Annotated in this window: 13 protein-coding genes and 1 pseudogene; all 14 read right to left on the reverse strand. The window is 32.3% G+C overall.

The window, feature by feature from the left end; all coding sequences use genetic code 11:
- Nucleotides 1-5: 5 nt before the first annotated feature.
- Entirely contained in the window at nucleotides 6-722 is a 717-nt protein-coding gene (locus tag M4I21_RS13495) for a VIT1/CCC1 transporter family protein (RefSeq protein ID WP_249559761.1), read from the reverse strand.
- A complete protein-coding gene (locus tag M4I21_RS13500; RefSeq protein ID WP_249559762.1) occupies nucleotides 723-1889 on the reverse strand; it encodes an efflux RND transporter periplasmic adaptor subunit in 1167 nt (388 codons plus the stop codon). It abuts the gene before it with no gap.
- A gap of 2 nt (nucleotides 1890-1891) precedes the next feature.
- Nucleotides 1892-6229, reverse strand: a complete 4338-nt coding sequence (locus M4I21_RS13505) for a CusA/CzcA family heavy metal efflux RND transporter (RefSeq protein ID WP_249559763.1) — start codon at nucleotides 6227-6229, stop codon at nucleotides 1892-1894.
- A 283-nt stretch (nucleotides 6230-6512) separates the two neighbouring features.
- Complete coding sequence (locus M4I21_RS13510; protein WP_249559764.1) at nucleotides 6513-7847, reverse strand: sensor histidine kinase; 1335 nt, start codon at nucleotides 7845-7847, stop codon at nucleotides 6513-6515.
- Nucleotides 7848-7882: 35 nt separating this feature from the next.
- Nucleotides 7883-8551, reverse strand: a complete 669-nt coding sequence (locus M4I21_RS13515) for a response regulator transcription factor (RefSeq protein WP_249559765.1) — start codon at nucleotides 8549-8551, stop codon at nucleotides 7883-7885.
- 273 nt (nucleotides 8552-8824) lie between these two features.
- The gene (locus M4I21_RS13520) at nucleotides 8825-9001 is read right to left on the reverse strand and encodes an NAD(P)-binding protein (RefSeq protein ID WP_249559766.1); all 177 of its coding nucleotides are present in this window, start codon (nucleotides 8999-9001) and stop codon (nucleotides 8825-8827) included.
- A gap of 230 nt (nucleotides 9002-9231) precedes the next feature.
- On the reverse strand, nucleotides 9232-10860 hold the full coding sequence (locus M4I21_RS13525) for a S41 family peptidase (protein WP_249559767.1): 1629 nt from the start codon (nucleotides 10858-10860) through the stop codon (nucleotides 9232-9234).
- 149 nt (nucleotides 10861-11009) lie between these two features.
- Nucleotides 11010-11765: pseudogene (locus M4I21_RS13530) on the reverse strand (NAD(P)-binding domain-containing protein); the annotation flags it as partial.
- An 11-nt stretch (nucleotides 11766-11776) separates the two neighbouring features.
- A complete protein-coding gene (locus M4I21_RS13535; protein ID WP_349628882.1) occupies nucleotides 11777-12190 on the reverse strand; it encodes a hypothetical protein in 414 nt (137 codons plus the stop codon).
- 5 nt (nucleotides 12191-12195) lie between these two features.
- The gene (locus M4I21_RS13540; RefSeq protein ID WP_249559768.1) at nucleotides 12196-12807 is read right to left on the reverse strand and encodes an alpha-ketoglutarate-dependent dioxygenase AlkB; all 612 of its coding nucleotides are present in this window, start codon (nucleotides 12805-12807) and stop codon (nucleotides 12196-12198) included.
- Nucleotides 12807-17222, reverse strand: a complete 4416-nt coding sequence (locus M4I21_RS13545; RefSeq protein WP_249559769.1) for an AAA domain-containing protein — start codon at nucleotides 17220-17222, stop codon at nucleotides 12807-12809. Before M4I21_RS13545 ends, M4I21_RS13540 begins: the two co-directional genes overlap by 1 nt.
- 9 nt (nucleotides 17223-17231) lie before the next feature.
- Nucleotides 17232-17528, reverse strand: coding sequence for a hypothetical protein (locus tag M4I21_RS13550; RefSeq protein WP_249559770.1), 297 nt, complete (start codon nucleotides 17526-17528; stop codon nucleotides 17232-17234).
- Complete coding sequence (locus M4I21_RS13555) at nucleotides 17525-17863, reverse strand: hypothetical protein (protein WP_249559771.1); 339 nt, start codon at nucleotides 17861-17863, stop codon at nucleotides 17525-17527. Before M4I21_RS13555 ends, M4I21_RS13550 begins: the two co-directional genes overlap by 4 nt.
- A gap of 34 nt (nucleotides 17864-17897) precedes the next feature.
- On the reverse strand, nucleotides 17898-20921 hold the full coding sequence (locus M4I21_RS13560) for a type III restriction-modification system endonuclease (RefSeq protein WP_249559772.1): 3024 nt from the start codon (nucleotides 20919-20921) through the stop codon (nucleotides 17898-17900).
- Nucleotide 20922: the final 1 nt, after the last annotated feature.

The raw sequence follows: 20922 nt of genomic DNA on the forward strand, positions 1-20922 counted from the left end.
ATTTTTTAAGCAATATTTACATTAAATAAATACCCAACTAAGGCGGTTAGACCCATTGCAATTGTTCCCCAAAATGTAATTCGGGCAATTGCTTTCCCAATACTTGAACCTCCTGTTTTAGCTGCCAATGCTCCTAAAATAATTAGGAAGAGTAGCGCAAAACCATAAAGGGAATATTCCATACTATTTAGCGGAAGAAATAAGGTTACCAAAAAAGGAAGTAGGCCACCAACTGTAAATGCAGCACCAGAAGCTATTGCAGCCTGCATAGGTTTAGCTTGGTTAATTTCATTAATACCTAATTCATCCCTAATATGTGTACCTAAAACATCGTGTGCTGTTAATTCTTTAGCTACAATTAGTGCAGTTTCTTTTTTTAAACCTCTTTTTTCATAGATTTCTGCAAGGCGTTGTAACTCGATTTCAGGCATTTCTTGTAGCTCTTGTTTTTCGCGCTCAATATCTGCTTTTTCAACATCTGTTTGAGAGCTAACGGAAACGTATTCTCCTGCAGCCATAGACAAAGCTCCGGCAACAAGACCTGCCAGTGTTGCCAAAATAACAGGCTCTCGTGTAGCACTTGCCGCTGCAATACCTATGGCTATGCTGGCTGTGGATAAAATACCATCATTAGCACCAAGTACAGCTGCTCTTAACCAACTACTTTTGTGAATGTAATGGTTGTCTAAATATTTGTCTAGCTCTTCAGTTGTTTCTGCCATTTATTCTGTTATTAGATTAAAAGCACCTTTAGTCAAAAATTCTGTGTTTGGTGCAAAACTATCAGTATTTAATATTTGAATAAATCCATTAGTAGTTGCTCCTATTTTTACCAATACTCTTTTATAATTTGTTTCATTTTCTTTAACCAACACAAAGTAATCGTTATCAATGTTAGCAATCGCTTCTACAGGTAGTGCAGAATGCTCTTGAGTCGTCGTTAAAATTTCTCCTTCTATGTACATTCCTGGTGCAAATAGTTTGGCATCGTCTTCATTTATTAAATCACCGTGAATATCTACCGTTCTATCTTGGGTATTTATTGCTTTATTTACTAAATGTACTTTGCCTTGATACACCTTATTCATATCGTTTTGTAACCGCACATTTATTGGCAGACCCATTTTTACCATTGGTAAGTCTTTTTCAAAAATCTTGAGTTCTATGTGTAAATTATCTGTATTTGTAACTGTAATTGCAACATCAGATGGATTTAAGTACATCCCTTTTGTAGCATTAATTTTGGTAGCATAACCCTTTATTGGTGAAAGCACACTGATGACTGAACGAATGTTTTCTCCTGTTAAGGAATTTGGGTTAATATTCATTAAACTCAACCTCTTTTTAAGAGATTGATATTGCGCCAATGTCACAGTATATTCAGATTTTGCTTTTAGAAAGCTCTTTTTTGATGTCACATTATCTACCATCAATTCTTTTTGGCGCTCGTAGTCCGATTTTAAATAGTTCAAACGTCCTTTAGCTTCTAAAAAATCTTGCTGTACTTGCAGATACTCGGGATTTTCTATGGTGAATAAAGTCTGTCCTTTTTTAACAGAATCGCCTGGCAACAAACTAATATTCTTCACATATCCTGCAAAATAAGCACTAACATCTGCTTGATTCTCTGGTGGAACAGCAAACATACCGTTCGCTTTTACAACAGTACTAAATGGTTGTTTTGTTATTTTACCTATCTCCATGTTGCCAGATGTAAATTGATTTTCTGTAATAGTGATGACATCAACGTCTTCTGTTGTCTTGGTTGCATCTATAGTTACAACTTCAGGTTTTTCTTTTGAATTACAGGAAGCTAAAGCTAATATCACTACCAATAATAGACTCTTGAAGTAGATAGCATTAGGTGATTTATTGTTTGTATTTTTCATTATTAATTGGTTAAATAATTTAACTCTAAAACGGTATTGTTGTATTTATTTAGATTTTGTAAATAGTTAATTTCGATATTTTTTGCACTCTCTAAAAGTTGCACATATTGCAGAAAGTCTATCTCTCCACTTATAAATGCTTTAGAAGCTGTTATTGTTAGTTCCTTTGAGAGATTCTGTCCTGTATTTTCATAATAATCAACTGTTTCTTGATATTTTTTTAAATCGGAAAGTAAGCCATCATATTTTGACTGCAACTGTATTTTATAGTTTTGCAATTCATTGGCAACAATAAATGTTTCTGTTTTTGCGGCATTGATTTTTGATTTTTGTGCTCCAAACCATAAAGGCACAGCCACGCCTACTTGAAAGCCACTATAATTTTTTGCGTTTAGACCATTGTTTGTTCCTTTAAATACCGAAAATTGTAAATCTGGCAATAACCTTTGTCTTTCTAACGATAACGATGACTTTGCCAAAGTTTCGGCCGAATTATAATATAACAATCCTGGATGGTTTGCTATAGTAAATTCATCTAAGGTTAGTCTTGGTAGCACATCTTCTGTCACAGTATCCAATGAATCATACTGCACCCATTTGTGTAGCATTGTGTAGGCTTTAGAAACATCTGCGCGAGCTTGTGAAAGTGCAATCGCTACTTCTTTTTGCTTTGTTTCGGCGGTTAGTTTTTCCAATAAATTAGTTTCTCCAACATCATATCTTTTCTTAGCTGCTATTGCAAATTGACCATATAGACTATCTAAATACGTATATTTTTTAACAAGACTATTATTATAAACCACATTGTAATAGGCACTATAAACTTCTTTAGTCAATAGCCTTTTGTTTAATTTATATTGTTGCGTGCTTAATTCGATTTTTTGTTTTTCTACCCTGCGCTGCGCACCATAAATAGTTGGAAATTGAAGTGACTGACTCAAACCAAAAACTTGAATTGGCAAGCCATTTTCTCCAATATTGTTTTGGTCAGAATTATAATAAACCTGTGTTTTATCCAAATTATATGCACTACCCACTAATTGTTCAGATTGGTTGATTCTTTTCGCATACGCTTGAAGTGCGTTATTATTCTTTATAGCCAGTTGCACAGTTTGTTCTGCTTTTATAGGTTTTTGTTGTGCATTTCCAAAGAATGGTGCCAACAATAAAAGTATAATGCTTAACGGCTTTAAATTTACCTTTGTTTTCACTTTAGGATGATGTCCTTTTCTATCGAACATTGTATATAAAATTGGAAGTACTACAAGAGTCAATACAGTTGCAGTAATTAAACCACCTACCACTACGGTTGCTAAAGGCCGTTGTACTTCGGCACCAGCAGATGTTGAAATTGCCATAGGTAAAAAACCTAAAGCCGCTGCTGCCGCGGTTAATAATACGGGACGTAATCTGTTTTTTGTCCCCATTAAAACACGTTTATTGATATTGCTTACACCCTGTGCTTTCAATTCTTTAAATTCTTCAATCAATACAATACCATTAAGTACTGCGATACCAAAGAGTGCAATGAAACCAACACCGGCCGAAATACTGAATGGTAAACCTCGCATATAGAGAAGCATCACACCACCGATTGCAGATAAAGGAATTGCACTATAAATCATTAAAGCTTCTTTTACAGAATCGAAAGCGAAATACAGTAATACAAAAATTAAAATCAAGGCGATAGGTACAGCTACTTTTAATCTTGCTGTTGCTGTTCTTAGATTTTCAAATTGCCCACCATAGCTAATAGAATATCCTGTTGGCATCTTTACCTCTTTTTCAATTATTGCCTGTACATCTTTTACGACAGATTCTAAATCTCGGTTTCGCACATTTACACCTACTACAATTCTACGCTTGGTATTATCTCTTGAAATTTTAGTAGGCCCTTTAGTATACTTTATAGTTGCAAATTCGCTAAGTGGTAATTTTGAACCATTAGGTAAAGAAACGGAAGCTGTTTCCAAATTTTCAATATCCTTTCTGTGCGAGTCGTCAAACCGAATCATTAAATCGAATTGTTTTTCGCCTTCAAATACGGTTCCAGCTGGCATTCCTGCAAAACCCATTGTAATCACTTTATTTAAGTCTTCAATATTCATTCCATATTTACCAATTTTTTGTCGGTCATATTTTACTGACATTTGAGGTAAACCTGCTGTTTTTTCTATAGAAATATCCGCAGCTCCTTCCACATTTTGAATGGCTTTTTCTATTTCTAAAGCTTTTCTGTATAAGACGTCTAAATCTTCTCCAAAAACTTTAATTGCTAAATCTGCCCTAACACCAGTAATCAATTCATTAAATCGCATTTCTATAGGTTGGGTAAACTCAAAATCTACACCTGCAATTTCATTAGATAAGGCTTCTTTAAACTTATCTGCGAGTTCGTCTTTAGACCCAGCAGATGTCCATTCTCTTTTTGGTTTCAGTTTTATAATCACATCACTTTCTTCCATAGACATTGGGTCTGTTGGTACTTCTGCAGCACCAATGCGACTTACTACTTGTTCCACCTCTGGAAATTTCTTAAGTATTTTTTCGATTTTTGTTGTGGCTTCAATAGTTTTGCTTAAAGACATTCCTGTTTTTAATACAGGCTGAATTACAAAATCGCCTTCATCTAAAGTTGGCACAAACTCTCCACCCATTCTAGTAAATAGAAAACCGGTAAAAATTAACAAACCTGCAGCCATACTTAATACTAATTTCTTTTTACGCAATGCCCATGAAATAGTTGGTCTATATTTATCTTCTAAAAAAGCAATCAATCTGGATGATATGGTTTTCTTTTCTGTATTATTTGGTTTAATAAACAGAGATGCCATTACTGGTATATAGGTAAAACAGAATACCATTGCACCAATTAGAGCAAAACAAAATACCAATGCCATAGGGCGAAACATTTTTCCTTCTACGCCTACTAGAGACAGAATAGGTATAAAAACAATGATGATAATTAATTGTCCGAATACAGCGGAATTCATCATTTTTGTGGCTCCTTGATACGTAATTGTGTCTATTAAACCTTGCCTTTCATTTTTCGGGAGTGCTAATAATTTAGCACGCTGACTCGTAATTTTAAAGGCAATGAACTCAACTATAATTACTGCTCCATCAATGATAATTCCGAAGTCAATTGCCCCCAAACTCATTAAATTTGCATCTACACCAAAAATATACATTAGGGAAAGCGCAAAGAGAAGACATAATGGAATAACGGAAGCAACAACTAATCCTGAACGCCAGTTTCCTAAAAGTAAGACCACCACAAAAATTACAATCAAACACCCTAAAATTAGATTTTCGGCAATGGTAAAGGTAGTTTTACCAATAAGTTCGCCTCGCTCTAAAAATGGATTAATTGAAATACCAGGTGGTAATGAAGCCTCTATTTCTGATACACGCTGTTTTACTGCTTCAATAACTGCATTTGAATTGGCATCTTTAAGCATCATTACTTGCCCAAGTACTTTTTCGCCTTCGCCGTTTCCTGTGATAGCACCAAAACGGTTCGCGTGACCAAAGCCAACATTTGCAATATCTTTAACATAAACAGGAATTTCGCCTTTGTTGACAACAACTATGTCTTTAAGATCTTGAATAGAAGACACTAAACCTTCGCCTCTAATAAAGTAACTTTCATTAATTTTTTCAATATAACCGCCTCCAGCAACGCTGTTGTTTTTTTCAAGAGCTGTAAAAACATCAAAAATAGAAACGTCCATAGCTCGAAGTCGCTGCGGGTTTACAGCAACTTCATAGGTTTTTAAATAGCCTCCCCAAGTGTTTACTTCAACTACTCCTGGGATTCCAGAAAGCTGGCGTTTTACCACCCAATCTTGAATGGTACGCAGATCTGATAATGAGTATTGGTCTTTATGTTCGGCATCTACATCGATGACGTACTGATAGATTTCTCCAAGACCTGTTGAAACTGGCCCCATAAAAGGTTTACCAAAACCTGTGGGGATTTTTTCTTCCGCACTTTTAATTTTTTCGGCAATGAGCTGACGTGGTAAATACGTACCCATTTCATCACTAAACACTATCGTTACCACAGATAAACCAAACTTAGAAATGGAACGAATTTCTTTTACTCCTGGCAAGTTTGCCATTTCCAACTCTACAGGATACGTCAAGAATTTCTCAACATCTTCAGTTGCTAAATTCCTAGACGTTGTAATAACTTGTACTTGGTTATTGGTTACGTCAGGAACTGCTCCAATAGGAATATTGGAAAGAGAATACAAACCGAATCCAACAATTCCGGCAGTAAATAATAGCACAATGAGTTTATGATGGATACTGTACTGAATAATGCGTTCTAACATTTTTTAGGTGGTTTATAGAAAATAGTAATCAAATGTAAAATTGATATCTAATTGTATTCTAAGGCATTTCTTAAGATTAGCTTAAGAATATATGATTTGCTTTAAAATACGGCAAAGGCCTTGATAGTTCTCATGATCTTTGCACCTATTAACCAATAAACACCAACCAAAAAAAATATTGGTTAATGAGGGAATATTTTTTTTTCAAATAGTAATAGTGTGCTATTGCAAATTCTTATGTAAATGTAATTTGAGACAGTCAAAGGAATTTATTAAGATTGTTTTAAAATTGAACCGTAAAAGTTGTTCCTATACCTAAGTCACTTTCTGCGTAAATTTTAGCACTTATAGCATCCGCAGCTTTTTTAGCTATGGAAAGCCCCAAACCATTACCAGAAATATTTTTATGGTTTAGCGCATCTGATCTAAAGAAATTATTGAATAGTTTCTTTAGATCTTCTTTTTTTATGCCTATGCCTTCGTCCTTAACCTTGCAAATTATTTTAGAACCTGATTGGGTAATTGAAATATGAATGGTCGTGGCATCTTTAGCATATTTTATGGCATTATTAACGATGTTCTCGAATATAAGATTGCTAAAATATTGAGGCACTAAAGTTTCGTACTCAATGTCATTTTTGAAATTTATAGAAATTTTTTTAGCAGCTATTTGTTTGTTTTGTCTGGTAAGAATTTCGTCGATTATGGTGGCCAAAGGCATTGAGGACTCATTCAGTGTTTTTGAGCTTGAGTCTAATCTTGCTAATAGTAAAAGTTGCTCTAAGGTAGCAGTCATTCGGTCTATTTCCGTGAGACTAAACTTAATTTTATCTTCGTATTCCGCGCGTTCTCTTGGCTTACGAATTAATACTTCTAATGTGCCCTTTAAGGTAGCTAAAGGTGTACGCAATTCGTGAGAGGCGTCTGATGTAAATTGGCGTTCCCTTTCAAGAGCATTCTCGATACGTTGCAATAAGTCGTTTATTCCAGAAGATAAATCGAATAATTCATCCTTATTCTGCGGTAATGCAACACGTTCATTTAAGTTGTTACGGGTAATTCTATTGGTTGTTTCTGTTACATTTTTTACTGGTATAATACTTCTGCCAGCAATATATTTAGAAATAAAATAAAGGCTCGCCAAAAGCAGCAAATAGACTAATAGCAAAATATTTCTGAGGTTCAATAGTACCATTTGAGATGCTTCTAATGACATCGCAGCAATTATAAAGCCTTTTATTTTACCATTTTCTTCAATAGGTAACTGAACCTGTCTAATGGGCTTGTTATTAAGACTCTCATTATAGCTTCCGCCAAAATTAGCTTTTTCACTGAAATCGAGTTGGTTATCTTTTAGATTTGGGGATTTGTCCATAAATAGCCCGTTCTTATCTAAAATCTGAATAAAAACAGGATTTACTTGAACTTCTCTATGCTCGCGTTCTTCCCACTCTTTTCTATTTTTTATTTTGATACTGTCGCCAACAACTTTTATTTCTTCGGTATGTTTTTCAGCTTCAAAAGAAAGGTCGTTATCTATGTTTTGATACACCACGCCTTTCACTACAAAATAAACAGCTGTAAATGCTACCGCCATTATGATTGCAGTTGCTATCATATAATGTAGTGCTATCCTATTTTTAAAACTCAAATTCATAATTCCTTTGCAATGTAACCAACACTTCTAATCGTTTGGATGTAATTATCTTCTTTTCCTAATTTTAGTTTCTTACGAAGTGCGTTGATGAATACGTCAATAACGCCTGTGTTGTAATCAAAGTGAATATCCCAAACGTTTTCAATAATTCGAGATCTTCTGCACACTAAACCTTTGTTGCGCATTAAATATTCTAATAAGGCAAACTCTTTTTGGGTTAACGCTATTTCTTCTTCGGCCTTAAATACTTGGTGTGTAGACGTATTAAGTGTTATTTCTCCAAGTTTGAAGATAGAATGTTCGCCAGATTTTGGACGCAATTGCACCTTAATGCGTTCTAGAAGCTCTTCAAAATGAAATGGTTTTTTAATATAATCGTTGGCTCCAGATTGAAGTCCAAAAATAGTTTCGTCTAATGTGTCTTTAGCAGTTAGGAAGATAATAGGGGTTTCTTGAAATTCTTTTCTGAATTGGCGACATATTTCAATACCGCTTATGCCAGGCACCATCCAGTCTAACAACAACAAATTATACTCGCCTGAAAGTGCCATTTTAAGCCCTTTTTTCCCTTCTTCGGCGATGTCTACAGCATAAGATTCTTCCTCTAAACCTTGTTTAAGAAAGTTAAATATACCTGGTTCATCTTCTACTATTAAAATTCTCATCGCACAAAATTTACGATTTTTAATTAAAGTTAGATAATATTTCTCTTAAGATTCTCTTAAGAATCAATTAACAGCATAAGACTGATGTCAACTTTACAAGTTTAAAATATTTTTTTTGTAAATTATTAAAAAACAACAACGTAAAGATTGTCATATTAACTACAGAAGGAACTAGTGAAGGGATAGGATAAATGGGCATAAGGTAATAAAAGAAACAAATGTATCCATTGCCGATTTTCTAGAAAGTACAATTGTAGTTTTTCAATATGCAATTTAAAATAGCTTTAAACTATCCAAGGTTTTTAGCCAAGCACCACCAACGGTATCTTGCTCATCTAAAATAAGATACTCTAATTTAGTTCTTCTAAAAAAATAACCAACAGACATACCTGCTTGTCCGCCACCAATTATTATACAGTCGTATATTTTATGTTCAGAGTTGCTTTTCATTGGTACTAAATTTAGTAATTACAGACTAAAGTTACTCTTATTTTTTAAGTGGAAAAAGAATAGAAATCATATTTAAAACAGCTGTGTAATTAAAAAAATAGAGTAGAAGCATCCACTTAAATTTAGCGCATAAAAAAAGCTCATAGAACTTGTTTTAGAGTTTATGAGCTTACTATAATAAAGCCTTAAATTAATGAAGAATTTGTTTTTAGTTTAGTTCTTCTTAATAGTTATTTTGCTATTTCTATAGCTTTTTCTAATACTTCATCAATACCATTTTTTATTCCTTTAATAGTAGGTTTAACTTCAATATCTGGAACTATACCTATTCTTTGTGTTTCTCTACCATCAGGGTAAAAAATGCCTATGCCAGTAAAATACGTGTAAAAGTCTCCCGGTAGAGTTACATGATTTACATTGCCATCTGCACCAGCTGTTTGGCTACCTATTATTACTGCTTTTTTAGCTGTTTGTAATACCATTGTTGTAAATTCTCCATGGCTTTGAGTATCTTCATTTACTAAAATAATTACTTTTCCTTTGTAAGCTTTTGGATTATTTGTTCCGCAACTTATAGTTGACATCCACTTAAATTTTCCAGGGTAACTAAGATTTGGCACTAATGCTTTTACAAACTCTTTAGGTTTTTCTAATAAGAAGTTTGCAATAATATACATTGTTCCTCTGGGGTAGTTTCTAATGTCAAATATAATAGCCTTAGTATTTATTAAGGTATCCAATACTTTTTGTACATCATTTTTAGTAATTGCACCCATATTTATATAGCCAATATTACTATCAACTATTCTCCATTTTTCTTTTTTGTAAGTAGTTTTATTAAATTGCTTGTATTTTATTTTTTTGATACTTGTTTTACCGTTTCTCTCAAATTTAATTTTTAAAGAGTCACCTTCTCCGCTATAAATTTTACTGGCAGCATTTCTTAATTTTGCAGATGAGTTAGAACCATGTATATACTTATCAATATTCTTTAAAATAGATTTTATTTTTTTTCCATTTACCTCTAAAATAACATCACCTATTTTCCATTCATTATTAGTTTCAGATTCGTTATTCAAAAGCTGAGTAAGTACCACTTTGTTATTTATTATTTTGCTTTTTCCAGGTATTGCGTAAGATTTAAAGTATTTATTTGTAAGGTCTGTGTAAAAAAGAGCGTGAGTATCATTAGTATTGCTAAATAACTCCAATAATGCCAAGTGATAAGCTGTTTCTGTGCTAGGGCTTAAAAAATTTAAAACTGATTCTTCTAGAACAGTATCCCAGTCTTTATCCATTTGATATTTGTAGGGAAAAAAGTACTCTATATAATTCCAATACCTAAATAGGGTTAGTAATCTTAGATTTTGATCTTCCCAATTATAGCTTGGGTATTCTTTTTCATTATTAATAATTAGGTTTCCTATTCCTTCAATTGCAGATATATAATGGTGATCACCTTGGAATCTATTTTTTTCAATAAACTTAAGTTTTTCAATTAATTCTTGAGAAAATTGGTTTGTATCTTTTATCCAATCTAGATCAAAATTTTTACCAAAGTAATTTTCATTATCCACCAAAGTACAATTTTCACATATTTCAATTTCACCTAATGATGTGATCCAATTTATATAAATTTTAGAAAGTTCTTTTTTGTTTTTACTATTTTGTACTAGTGGTAATATATCTAAAAGTTCTTTATCCCAATCTATTTCTCCTTTTGCTACTTTTGGATGATAATATTTTAAAAACCCCCATATTTTAGCTGTAGAGCTTAGTTTGTTTATATTATTTTGTTTGGTTTGCGAACTACAAAGTATAGTAAAACTAGTAATAAATAAGAGTAAAAAATGTTTCATATTAATTTATGCGGTAGACTGCTTTTTAGATTTCCGTATGTAAAATCTCTTTTAAAAAGATGATTTTCTTACAATCTAAGATAGGAGTAAAAATAAAATATGAGAAGTAATTAGCTAATAATTAACATTGTAAAACTTAAGGTGTTGTTTCACAAACCTCCAACATAAGCTACTATCTCTTTAACGGTTTGCTTTGCCGTTTTGCCAACACCATAAATTGTAGCAGACGCAAAACCTGTCCAGTTGCCATAGCCAACCAACCACAAACCAGTTATCTCTGTAGCTTTAGTCCCTGTTGTGTTTATTTTATTGTTTTCTGTAATACGTAAAGAAGACAAATGTTCTAAATTTGCTCTAAATCCAGTACACCAAATAATTACATCTACAGGCTCTTTAGTGTTGTCTTCCCAAATAACACCATTTTCATAAAAAGATGTAAAAGGCCTATAGTCTTTAAAAACATCCCTTTTTAAAGCTTCTTGTACGCTTTTAATTTGTACAATATCACTTAAAGAAACTTTCTCGGTATAGCTTTTTGTGTCGTTAGTAACATAGCTTTCTGTGGCTTGCTTAAATAAATAACGGCCATCTATCTCCTTAGGTAAAAATTTAGGTTCTTTTAGTGTCACCCATTTTGTTTTAGCAACTTTAGATACTTCTGCTAAAATTTGAGCACCAGAGTTTCCGCCACCAACAACAATAACATTTTTTCCTTTTAAGTCGTTTGCATTTTTATAAGCAACAGAATGAATTTGTTTTCCTTTAAAAACTTCATCATTTGGGTATTTAGGTATAAAAGGGTTTTTAGCAGTACCTGTAGCGCTTACTATTGTTTTGCTGTAAAAGTCACCTTTGTTTGTAGTTATTTTGTAAAAATTAGCTTCTTTAACTACTTCTAGAACAGGTGCTTTATGGTTTACAGGAAAATTATACCTTTTTTTCCAATAAAAGTATAATCATTGGAAGGGCTATATGATTTTGCCTTAACTTCTATAAGTTTAATATTGCTGCCATGCTTAATTAAAATGTCCGTCCGCATAAATAGATTGTCTATTAAAAAAGCAGCTTCAAATAGGATTATATCTTCTTGTAAGAGTAATATTTTAGTTTGTTCTGCTAGTCTCTCATAATCCCAATCATTCCCTTCAATTAAAACTCCATTTGGGTAATGCATACGTGCCAGTTCTTCTACCTGGAATACACCTTGAGCCAAAGCTTGTAAAAATGTATCATCGGTTTTTTGATTTGAGTACTCAACTTTTCTAGTGTAGAATAGCTTATTGGGACATTCTAAACCTAATTTAAATCTAGATTTGGTGAGGACTCTCATAATTTTTACTCCAAAATAACTTTTCTAAATGTTAATGATATCCTTCGCTCACGGTTCCTTTTTGACTCATTAAATTTGTCAGATTTGCGAGAAGCAATACCATGTTCGTACAAATATCTAGATTCGTTACTAAATACTAACAACGACCTACGTTTAAGCAAAATACTAATCTTTTCTTTGGATTTAATATTTTTTATATCCATCACAGTGTCAGAAGCTAAGCTTAAAGATATAATTGTCTCACTAAAACAGGGCTCACAATCTACATGCATAGCTATACCTTGTCCAGGCTCATAATTATTGACAATAATTTGGTCAGGTATAAAATCAACAACACCTTTACTCAATAGCTTGTCACATAAACCCTTACTCCAATCTGGTAATTTTCCTAACCTAAAGTTTTGATTTATTTTCCTTGCTCGATAGTCATACTTATACCCATAGTGTTGAACTTTCCTTTTTAAATCATCCAACCAAGGTTGCTTATCAATAATATCGATAAGTGTTCTCTCTTCAGTTTCAGTAAGAAAATGCTCTTTATAAACTAGACCGTTTATTTGTGATACAAGTTCTTCATTAACCTCTTCATCCGTTTTATATGTTCCAAATAAATCCATTATAATTCTAATAATTCAAAATACACTTTTTCATCTTTCTCATACCTTGACATTTCGTTATTTTTGTATCTAACAACTTCTCGTCTACTTAATTTTGAATTATATGTTTTTAGTGTTCTTTTAAACACATTATAACTATGATTTCTCTTTTCCATAGCAGAATTCTGGAATAATATAGAGTACTTATTCAATGGAAATCTCTCAACTAATTGATTAATAAACTCTGCTAATAGCTTAGCTTGTTCTGAGTTTATGTTTCCAAAAAAATAAGAGAAGTTAAAAATGCAAAGCTTTGTTTGCGATAGCATATCTTCAAATTGAGCTTCTTCAATATCAGAGAAATTTGTCACCAAATTATAATTAAAATTAGCTCCAAACATTGAAGATTGTAAAAATGATTCGGCCTTTTCTAACATTGCGGTTGAAATATCAATTCCAACATATTCAATCATAGCATTTTCTTGGGCAGTGTTTAAATATGACTGAAGTGCTATTCCAGCTGTACATGGTCCACATCCCCAATCGACAAAGACCATTTTCTTAGAATTGTTTTGTAATTCATTTTGGAATAACTCATCAAAGGATTTAAAAATAGCTAATTGAGAAAAATAATGTTTCCTCATATTGTAATAGCAATACAATAAGGTACGGTCTTTTGGCTCATGAGTAATGATAACTTCATCAAAATTAGCTCGTCCATAACCAATAACCGTTGTGCGGTTATATTCATTATCATATCCCAAAATACCTTGTGGATAATTAGGACTTCTATCTTTTATAGGATTCAAAACAAGCTCATTAAAAACCGAATTAAAAGAGGCGTCTGGTAGTTGTACTTCTTCTTCAGTAGAGGTCTTTTTCAAATCAAGTTCTTCATTAAAAGAGATGTCTCCAGATAACAAACCATCAACTCCTTCTTCAATTAAACCTCCTCTAGATTTAATAAACTGCGTTAATTTATAATAGATAGACACATTGGAAATGTAATAAGGATTCCCAATTAAAATAAGTTGCTCCTTCGCTCTGGTAAGAGCCACATTTAGCTTCCTGTCCACAAGTTCTCCTGTATCACTATCAACCGTTATATTTGCTGATAAAAACTCTAACTGAGCGAGTGAATTAACACACAAGCTCAAAATAATAATATCTTTTTGACTTCCCTGGTATCGTTCTACTGTATCCACAGCAATATCTTCCCAATTAGGGATTTCAGCTTTTTCTAACTCTTTTTTAATTAGTGCTATTTGGTTCCTGTAAGGCGTAATAATACCAATGGTTTTTTGTGATTGGTATTTAACTTCTCTAAACTCATTTTTATCAGTTAGTAAAGCACCTTCATTATTGTTGTATAAATCAATAATTTGTTGAACCAGTTTTGCTGCGGTTTGGGCTTCGAACTCATTTGTTTTTCTGTTACTAGACTCTGTAACTTTACTTGGAATATATAATAATCGTCTATTTCCTAAATATTTTTGGATGTCATTTTCGAAAGTTCTGAATGGCAATACTCCAGTTTGGTGACGTAAACCAGCTATCTTTAATTTATTTCCATAAAAACAGTGATTGGGAAATGTAGCAACATTTTTATGCATTCGTCCTTGGAAGCTCAACATATTAGAAGCATGTTTCCATCCTTTATCTTTTGATAATCGCAGCATTCTCTCAAAGTAAGACTCTCTCAAATCACCAATACCAATACTTTTTAAACTAGAATCAAATCTTTTTGCTTGTTCTTGACTTTGTAATGAAACTGCTGGTAACTGTTTATGGTCTCCAATAAGAATAAACTTTTTAAACCTTCCTAATAAACCAACCAATTGAGGTTCTAATATCTGTGAAGCTTCATCAATAATAACCGTATCGAATTTCTTGATTTTAAACAGTTCTGTTTTATTAATAATTGATGATACTGTTGAAACAAAAACACGGTGTTTTGATAAAACCTCCACTAGTTCAGCTCTATTGGTACAGCCTTCTGCAATGCCATCTAATAAGTTATGGTGATGTTCTGTAGCAGTTCCTAATCTTGAACCTATTCTAATAAAGTTTCTATCTGTTCGTCCAAAATTAATACGCCCATCATTTTGGTCTTCAAAATTTATAATAGCATTATTAATCGACTCACAAATCTCATCTACAGCGCGATTAGTGTATGCTAAAACCAAAATATTACCTTCTACAGAACTATGAAGCTGTCTTACCAAGTGCTTTAACATGATACTGGTTTTACCAGTTCCTGGAGGGCCAATTAATAGATAATAATCTTTTGCCGATAATGCTTCACTTAATATTTTATTTTGCTCTTTTCTTGATTCTGAGTTTTTATTTTCGTCTTCGGTAACATACTCTTTTAACTCACAATCAAACTCTTCTGGAGCTCGTTTTCCCAGTAATAAATCTCGTTTAGACCTATCTGTTTTGATAAACTTGAATAAGCTCTTAAACATGCTATGGAATGAATGGTCGAGACTATCGTGTTCTATACACCACGGTTTATCATTGTTGAAAATTTTATCTTTAGCTACTGCATTTTGCTTGTATCTAAAAACAACTTCCATACAACCATCGTTATCTATCTCTTTTGAAATAGAACACTTAAAAATCTGGCCCTGGGTAACAATAGCATCCTTTTCGGCTTTTTGGTAGAGTACACAAATATCACCTCGTCTAAAATTAAATGCATCGGAATCTAAAAGAGCAGTATGTTTTAGTATTAATCTTGGATTTACCTCATCATCACTATAGTTATTCTCAATTTTTAAAGGCTCTATTGCATCACTTTCATCATTTTCACTAACATCTTCCTTATTCCAAAGTGCAGCATGACCTTTAGAATATTTACCATCGCCTATTTTAGAAAGCATTAGTTCTTGAGCAACAAATTGATAAAAAGCTAAAAAATATTGTAACTCATCATTATCTAATTTTCTTAAAGCGTCTTGGATAGCATCAAAATCTCTTCTAAACCACTCTAATTTAGGATGCAAATCGATTCCTAGTTTTTCAAATCCTAATTCACTGAAAAACTGACTTATAATATCACTGCTCTCAGCAGAAACTACAGCTCTTTCCCTACTAACAATAACGTTTCTAGTATTTAGTATTCTTTTATCAAAATCGACATATTTAGGTACCCATCTTATATTCTCACCTTGGATAGTAGCTGAGGAATAACAAATAGCAGCTTCAATATTGTTATCTGGCATATTGTATACCTGTCGTAACATCATACGATACATTCTTGCTTGCGCTGCATGATTGACGCTAACTTTTGTAGGCGAATTATCTCTTGACCATGGTAAACGTCCAGATTTTAATTCTATAATTTTTGCTGCTTGATTAGATTTGTCCAACACATCTAAACGTCCTTGTAATCCTATTTTTTCGTTTATGAAAGCGGGTTCTAAAACTGTACTATCTTTATTTATATCAACTCCATCACTTTCAAAATCTAACTGTACTACACGTTTTAAATTATCGAATTGCTCTCTTGTTTTTTGTATAAAACTTTTTAGTTCCTGGTCATCTTTAAATAACACTGTGTATTGAAAAGGACTATTCTTAAAAGTTTCTTTTATGAGGTTGCTAAATAAAGGTTGATTGTCTCTAGGAGCATATACTAACTCATCCATAAAATAGTTAGAAACATTTCCCTTTAATAAGGCAGCCGAAGCTTCCACTTCAATCATTCGTTTAATAAAAAACAGTTGCCATGGTGCTATTTCATTACCTCCAATGTTTTGAAAACATTCTGCTACAGCCGAAATATCAATTAAATAATCTGGTTGATATACAATATGTAATGGCAAACAATTGTCATTCTCATCAATTTTAACTTCTAATAAGGATAGTTTATCACCTACTTGAATTATATCCAGCGTATCGGCATATTCTTTTAATAGATAATCATCTAGTAATGGTATTTTAAACTGATTCCCATCATCAGTATCTACAATAATATGGTTACTTGTTTTATCCCAAACGTACCCAATTAAGGCATTATAATGCGCTTTGGCTTTTGGTGGGTCATAAGTGTCGTATGTTGCTTTATCTGTAATACCAACAAACCAATTTGGTATTGGACTAGATGTTAGCTTCTCTATAAATTTACCTACAGTTAGTAAATATCCATAAAAGTGCCCTTCATCTATTTGGTTAATGGTATCATTTGTTTTAGTATGAAACCTCAAAGCACCTAGATTCTTCTCAAGGTTTCCAGTTAACTGTTCTTTTCTGTATATAAAATCTAATCTGGCATACAAACTTGGGAATTGTATGGAGGTTTCAGTAGTATAGTCTGAAGCAATTAATTGAAGAATACGTTTTAATTCTTTAACACGATATGGTAAAGTCTTATTGTTTTCCTCTGCTATTTCAAATAGTAAATCGTAATATGCGGTGCTGTTTATATTCATACAATTTCTTTAATTTTTAATTCCAATAAATAAATTATCTAAACTAGGTCCAGACCCCATAACAAGTTCATAGCAAATAATGTCTTTTGAATCCTTAGATTCCAATTGAATAAAATCAATTAAGTCATCTTCATAGGCTTCTTTGACCCAATCCTTCTGAAACTCGAATTCGCCATCGTAATAAATAAATTCAGTAGCACTTGAAGCCTCATTGCTTATTTCATTTTCCTCATCAAGTATAACTTCTCCTGTCACTGGACATTCAAAATACAATGGGCTATCTAAAAGTACTATTTCTTTTTTCATGTGTTACTTTTTACATCTTCTACAATAATTTCAGAAAAACACATAGCAATAGTTTCTTTATCCAACTCATCAAGAAATATCTTTACATTTTCTGTTATTTCATTCTGAGGATTAAACATACTAGGGTTTATTATATCTGACACTTCTATAAAATTATCGTCAGCAATTATATCTAAGTTTTCTAAATATAGTTTTTCTATATCATCATTGAACTGTGACATTATAAAACAGTCCTTTTCTGATTGTAATATTTTTACAGATTTTAAATTCGGGTTAATAGAATTACCATATTTATCTATTAAATCGCTTAATATTTCTATCTTTTTATAAATCATTCCTTAGTGGTATTTATATTGAAAATAATAGTTTTTACTTCATCATAGCTTCATTAGTAACATCTTCCATATTAGCAGCAACTATCATTTCTGTATCTAGAGCTGTAAAATGTTTTTTACCACAATCAATTTTTCCTTGTTCTTTTGGTCTTAAATCAAATAGTCCAGTACTACCTTTAGATTCTACTACAAAGAATAGCTTTTCTTCATTTTCATCTTTCCAAAGGATAGCCCAATCTGGATTGTATGTTCCAAGAGGTGTATCAATCTTAAACCAGTTTGGTAGTTTCGCATACACAGAAATATTTTTACTTTCTTCAAAATCGTTTGCTAGGGTCGATTCTATACCCGAATCATAAACCACATAATCGTAAGGTGACTTAGTACTCTCTTTTAAGTTGTTCTTTAAATATCCGAAAAGTTCTTCATTCTCAAACAGTTCTTGACTATAGTATTCTGTTTTATCAATTTTCTTGTATTGGATGCCATCAATAATGTGCATTCTCATTTGCTCATTAATAATATCTATACAGCCTTCAATAAATTTTTGAGGGTTAATTTTAAAATAGGGTAACCTCGTTGTTCCAGTAAGTATCTCTACTATAGATTTTCTGGTCAGCTGTGTTTCATTTTGAAGGTAACCAACAATATCTGGAAGTACTTCTACTTCTTCATGTAAAGTTTCTGTTCTAACACTATTATTTTGTATTTCAGCTTGAACACCTCCAATATCAATAGATACAGATGCTTTACTGTAATGTAGTTTGCCTCTAGTAATTTTTAATCTATTATCTAAAGCATTGATACATTCCTTTATTAAACTAGCAGAATCAAAATCTACAGAAAAAGTTGTTTTGTACTTTACACGTTCCCAAAGTTCTTTAAATTCTGGACTATCTAAAACACGTTTATTTACTTTTACTCTTTTCTTTTCGTCTTTATTTTTAATTTCAAGTTTACCAGCAGCATCTTTTAAATTGCTTAACACTTGTTTTAAAACGTGTTTGTTTTCGGTAATTTCTTCTGGTAACTTAACGTTATCATTTTTTAGGTCGGTTCTTAATTCGTCTTGCACTTTTCCTCTAGCATCAATATAACCTTGTGTTAATAAATGCTTGAATAATTCTTCAGATTTTTTTTGACCTAAATACACTGGTGTTTCGTCCTCAATAGCTAATACTACATTAGCAAAACTATGAGACTCTAATATTCCGAAACGGATACCAGTATCTGATTCTACTTCTTTTTGAAAGTTACTTACAAAATCGCTATAAGATTCTGTAGCCATTACTGTAAGTGTATTTACTTCATGACCATAAATACGTTCTCCATCTTGGTTAACGCATAAACGTAATCCTCTACCAATTTCTTGTCTTCTTTTTATTTCTGAATTACCAGCATCTTTAAGTGTACAGATTTGAAATACATTAGGATTATCCCATCCTTCTTTTAACGCTGAATGCGAAAAGATAAAGCGTAATTTAGACTTAAAGCTTAACAGCATTTCTTTGTCTCGCATAATTAGACTGTACGTGTCTTCATCTGCTTTTACGTTACCAGAAGTATCTTTAAAATACTCGAACTTATCTTTTTTATTACTGGATTTACTCTTTTTATCTATTGAGAAATATCCATTATGAACAGCCGAAGCATCTTTTTCATCATCGGTAATTTCTTCAAATAGACTTACGTATTTTGGTTTAGTAATTAATTTTAAATATTCTTTTTCAAATATCTCGGCATACTCACCATTTTCAGCATTTCCTTCTTCATCATACACACGGTATTTACCTACTGAATCAATAAAAAATAAACTCAAGACTTTAATTCCTTGAGGGTTTAGAACCAGTTCTTTGTCTAAATGCTCTTCAATAGTCTTACTTATTAAAGCCGTTTTTACTTGCTTTTCATCTACAGCACCAATTGACTGACCTAAACGAATAACATCTTCTTTACTAGTGAAGTCTATATACTCATTACCAGCTACTGCATGAATATCTTTTATAATATAACCTTCATATTCAATTCTATCTGTAAGCTGTTCTAAATCTTCATTTTGCTTTACAGTGTAGGTTTTTCTGGTGATACTACCATTTTTAAAAGCATCCACTTCTACTTTAGCTACTGGAAATCCTTTACTAACTTTTACACTAACTAATTTAATATAAGCTTGATTGTTTACACCTTCGGTTTGTACAGAACCAACTTCTATTTGTTTTACTAGCTTTCTGTCATAAGCATCAATAGCATCTAACTTATACATTAGGTTTACTTTTTCCTTATGTGTAGCAGAATATCTTACTATAGATAAAGGATGTAAACTTTTCACTGCCTTTTTACGAATAGGCGTACTCATGGTGCTTTGCGGCTCATCTATAAACACTACTGGATTTGTGTTTTTAATAAGGTCTAAAGGTTTGTATCCTAAACTATCGTTATACCTGTGTATAATATTGGTTTTGTTGTCTTTTTTAGGGTCTACAAAACTTTTAGAAAAGGCATCAATATTTATAACCATAATCTCCAGACCATCATTAGTAGAGAAATCACGGACTTCGTTTAATTTACTACTATCGTATATAAAGAAGTTATAATTAATGTTATCGTACAACTGCTTAAAATGTTCTTTAGTAATTTCTAAAGATTTGTAAACACCTTCCTTAATAGGAATGGAAGGCACTACAATAATATGTTTAGAAAACCCATATTTACGGTACAGCTCCATAATAGAACGTAAATACACATAAGTTTTACCCGTACCAGTTTCCATTTCTATCGTGAAGTCTAAATGGTTTCGGTTAACTTCTTTACGTTCTGAAGGTTTTAATCCATTAGCTAATTGAATGTTTTGTACATTCTCCAGTAACTTACCCTCACTTAACGTTAAACGATTTCCATAACCAATTTCGTTAAAAGCAAAGTTTTGTTGTTTTGCTAAAAACTCTGGAGAATACACCGTAAAATTAGCTTCACAAACTTCTTGACCTTGAAATATATCTACTATAGCGTTTATACCTTCTTGTTGGTAATCTAACGCAGCATCAAATTGAATTTTCATA

The organism is Cellulophaga sp. 20_2_10 (assembly GCF_023476645.1).
Lineage (GTDB): Bacteria > Bacteroidota > Bacteroidia > Flavobacteriales > Flavobacteriaceae > Cellulophaga.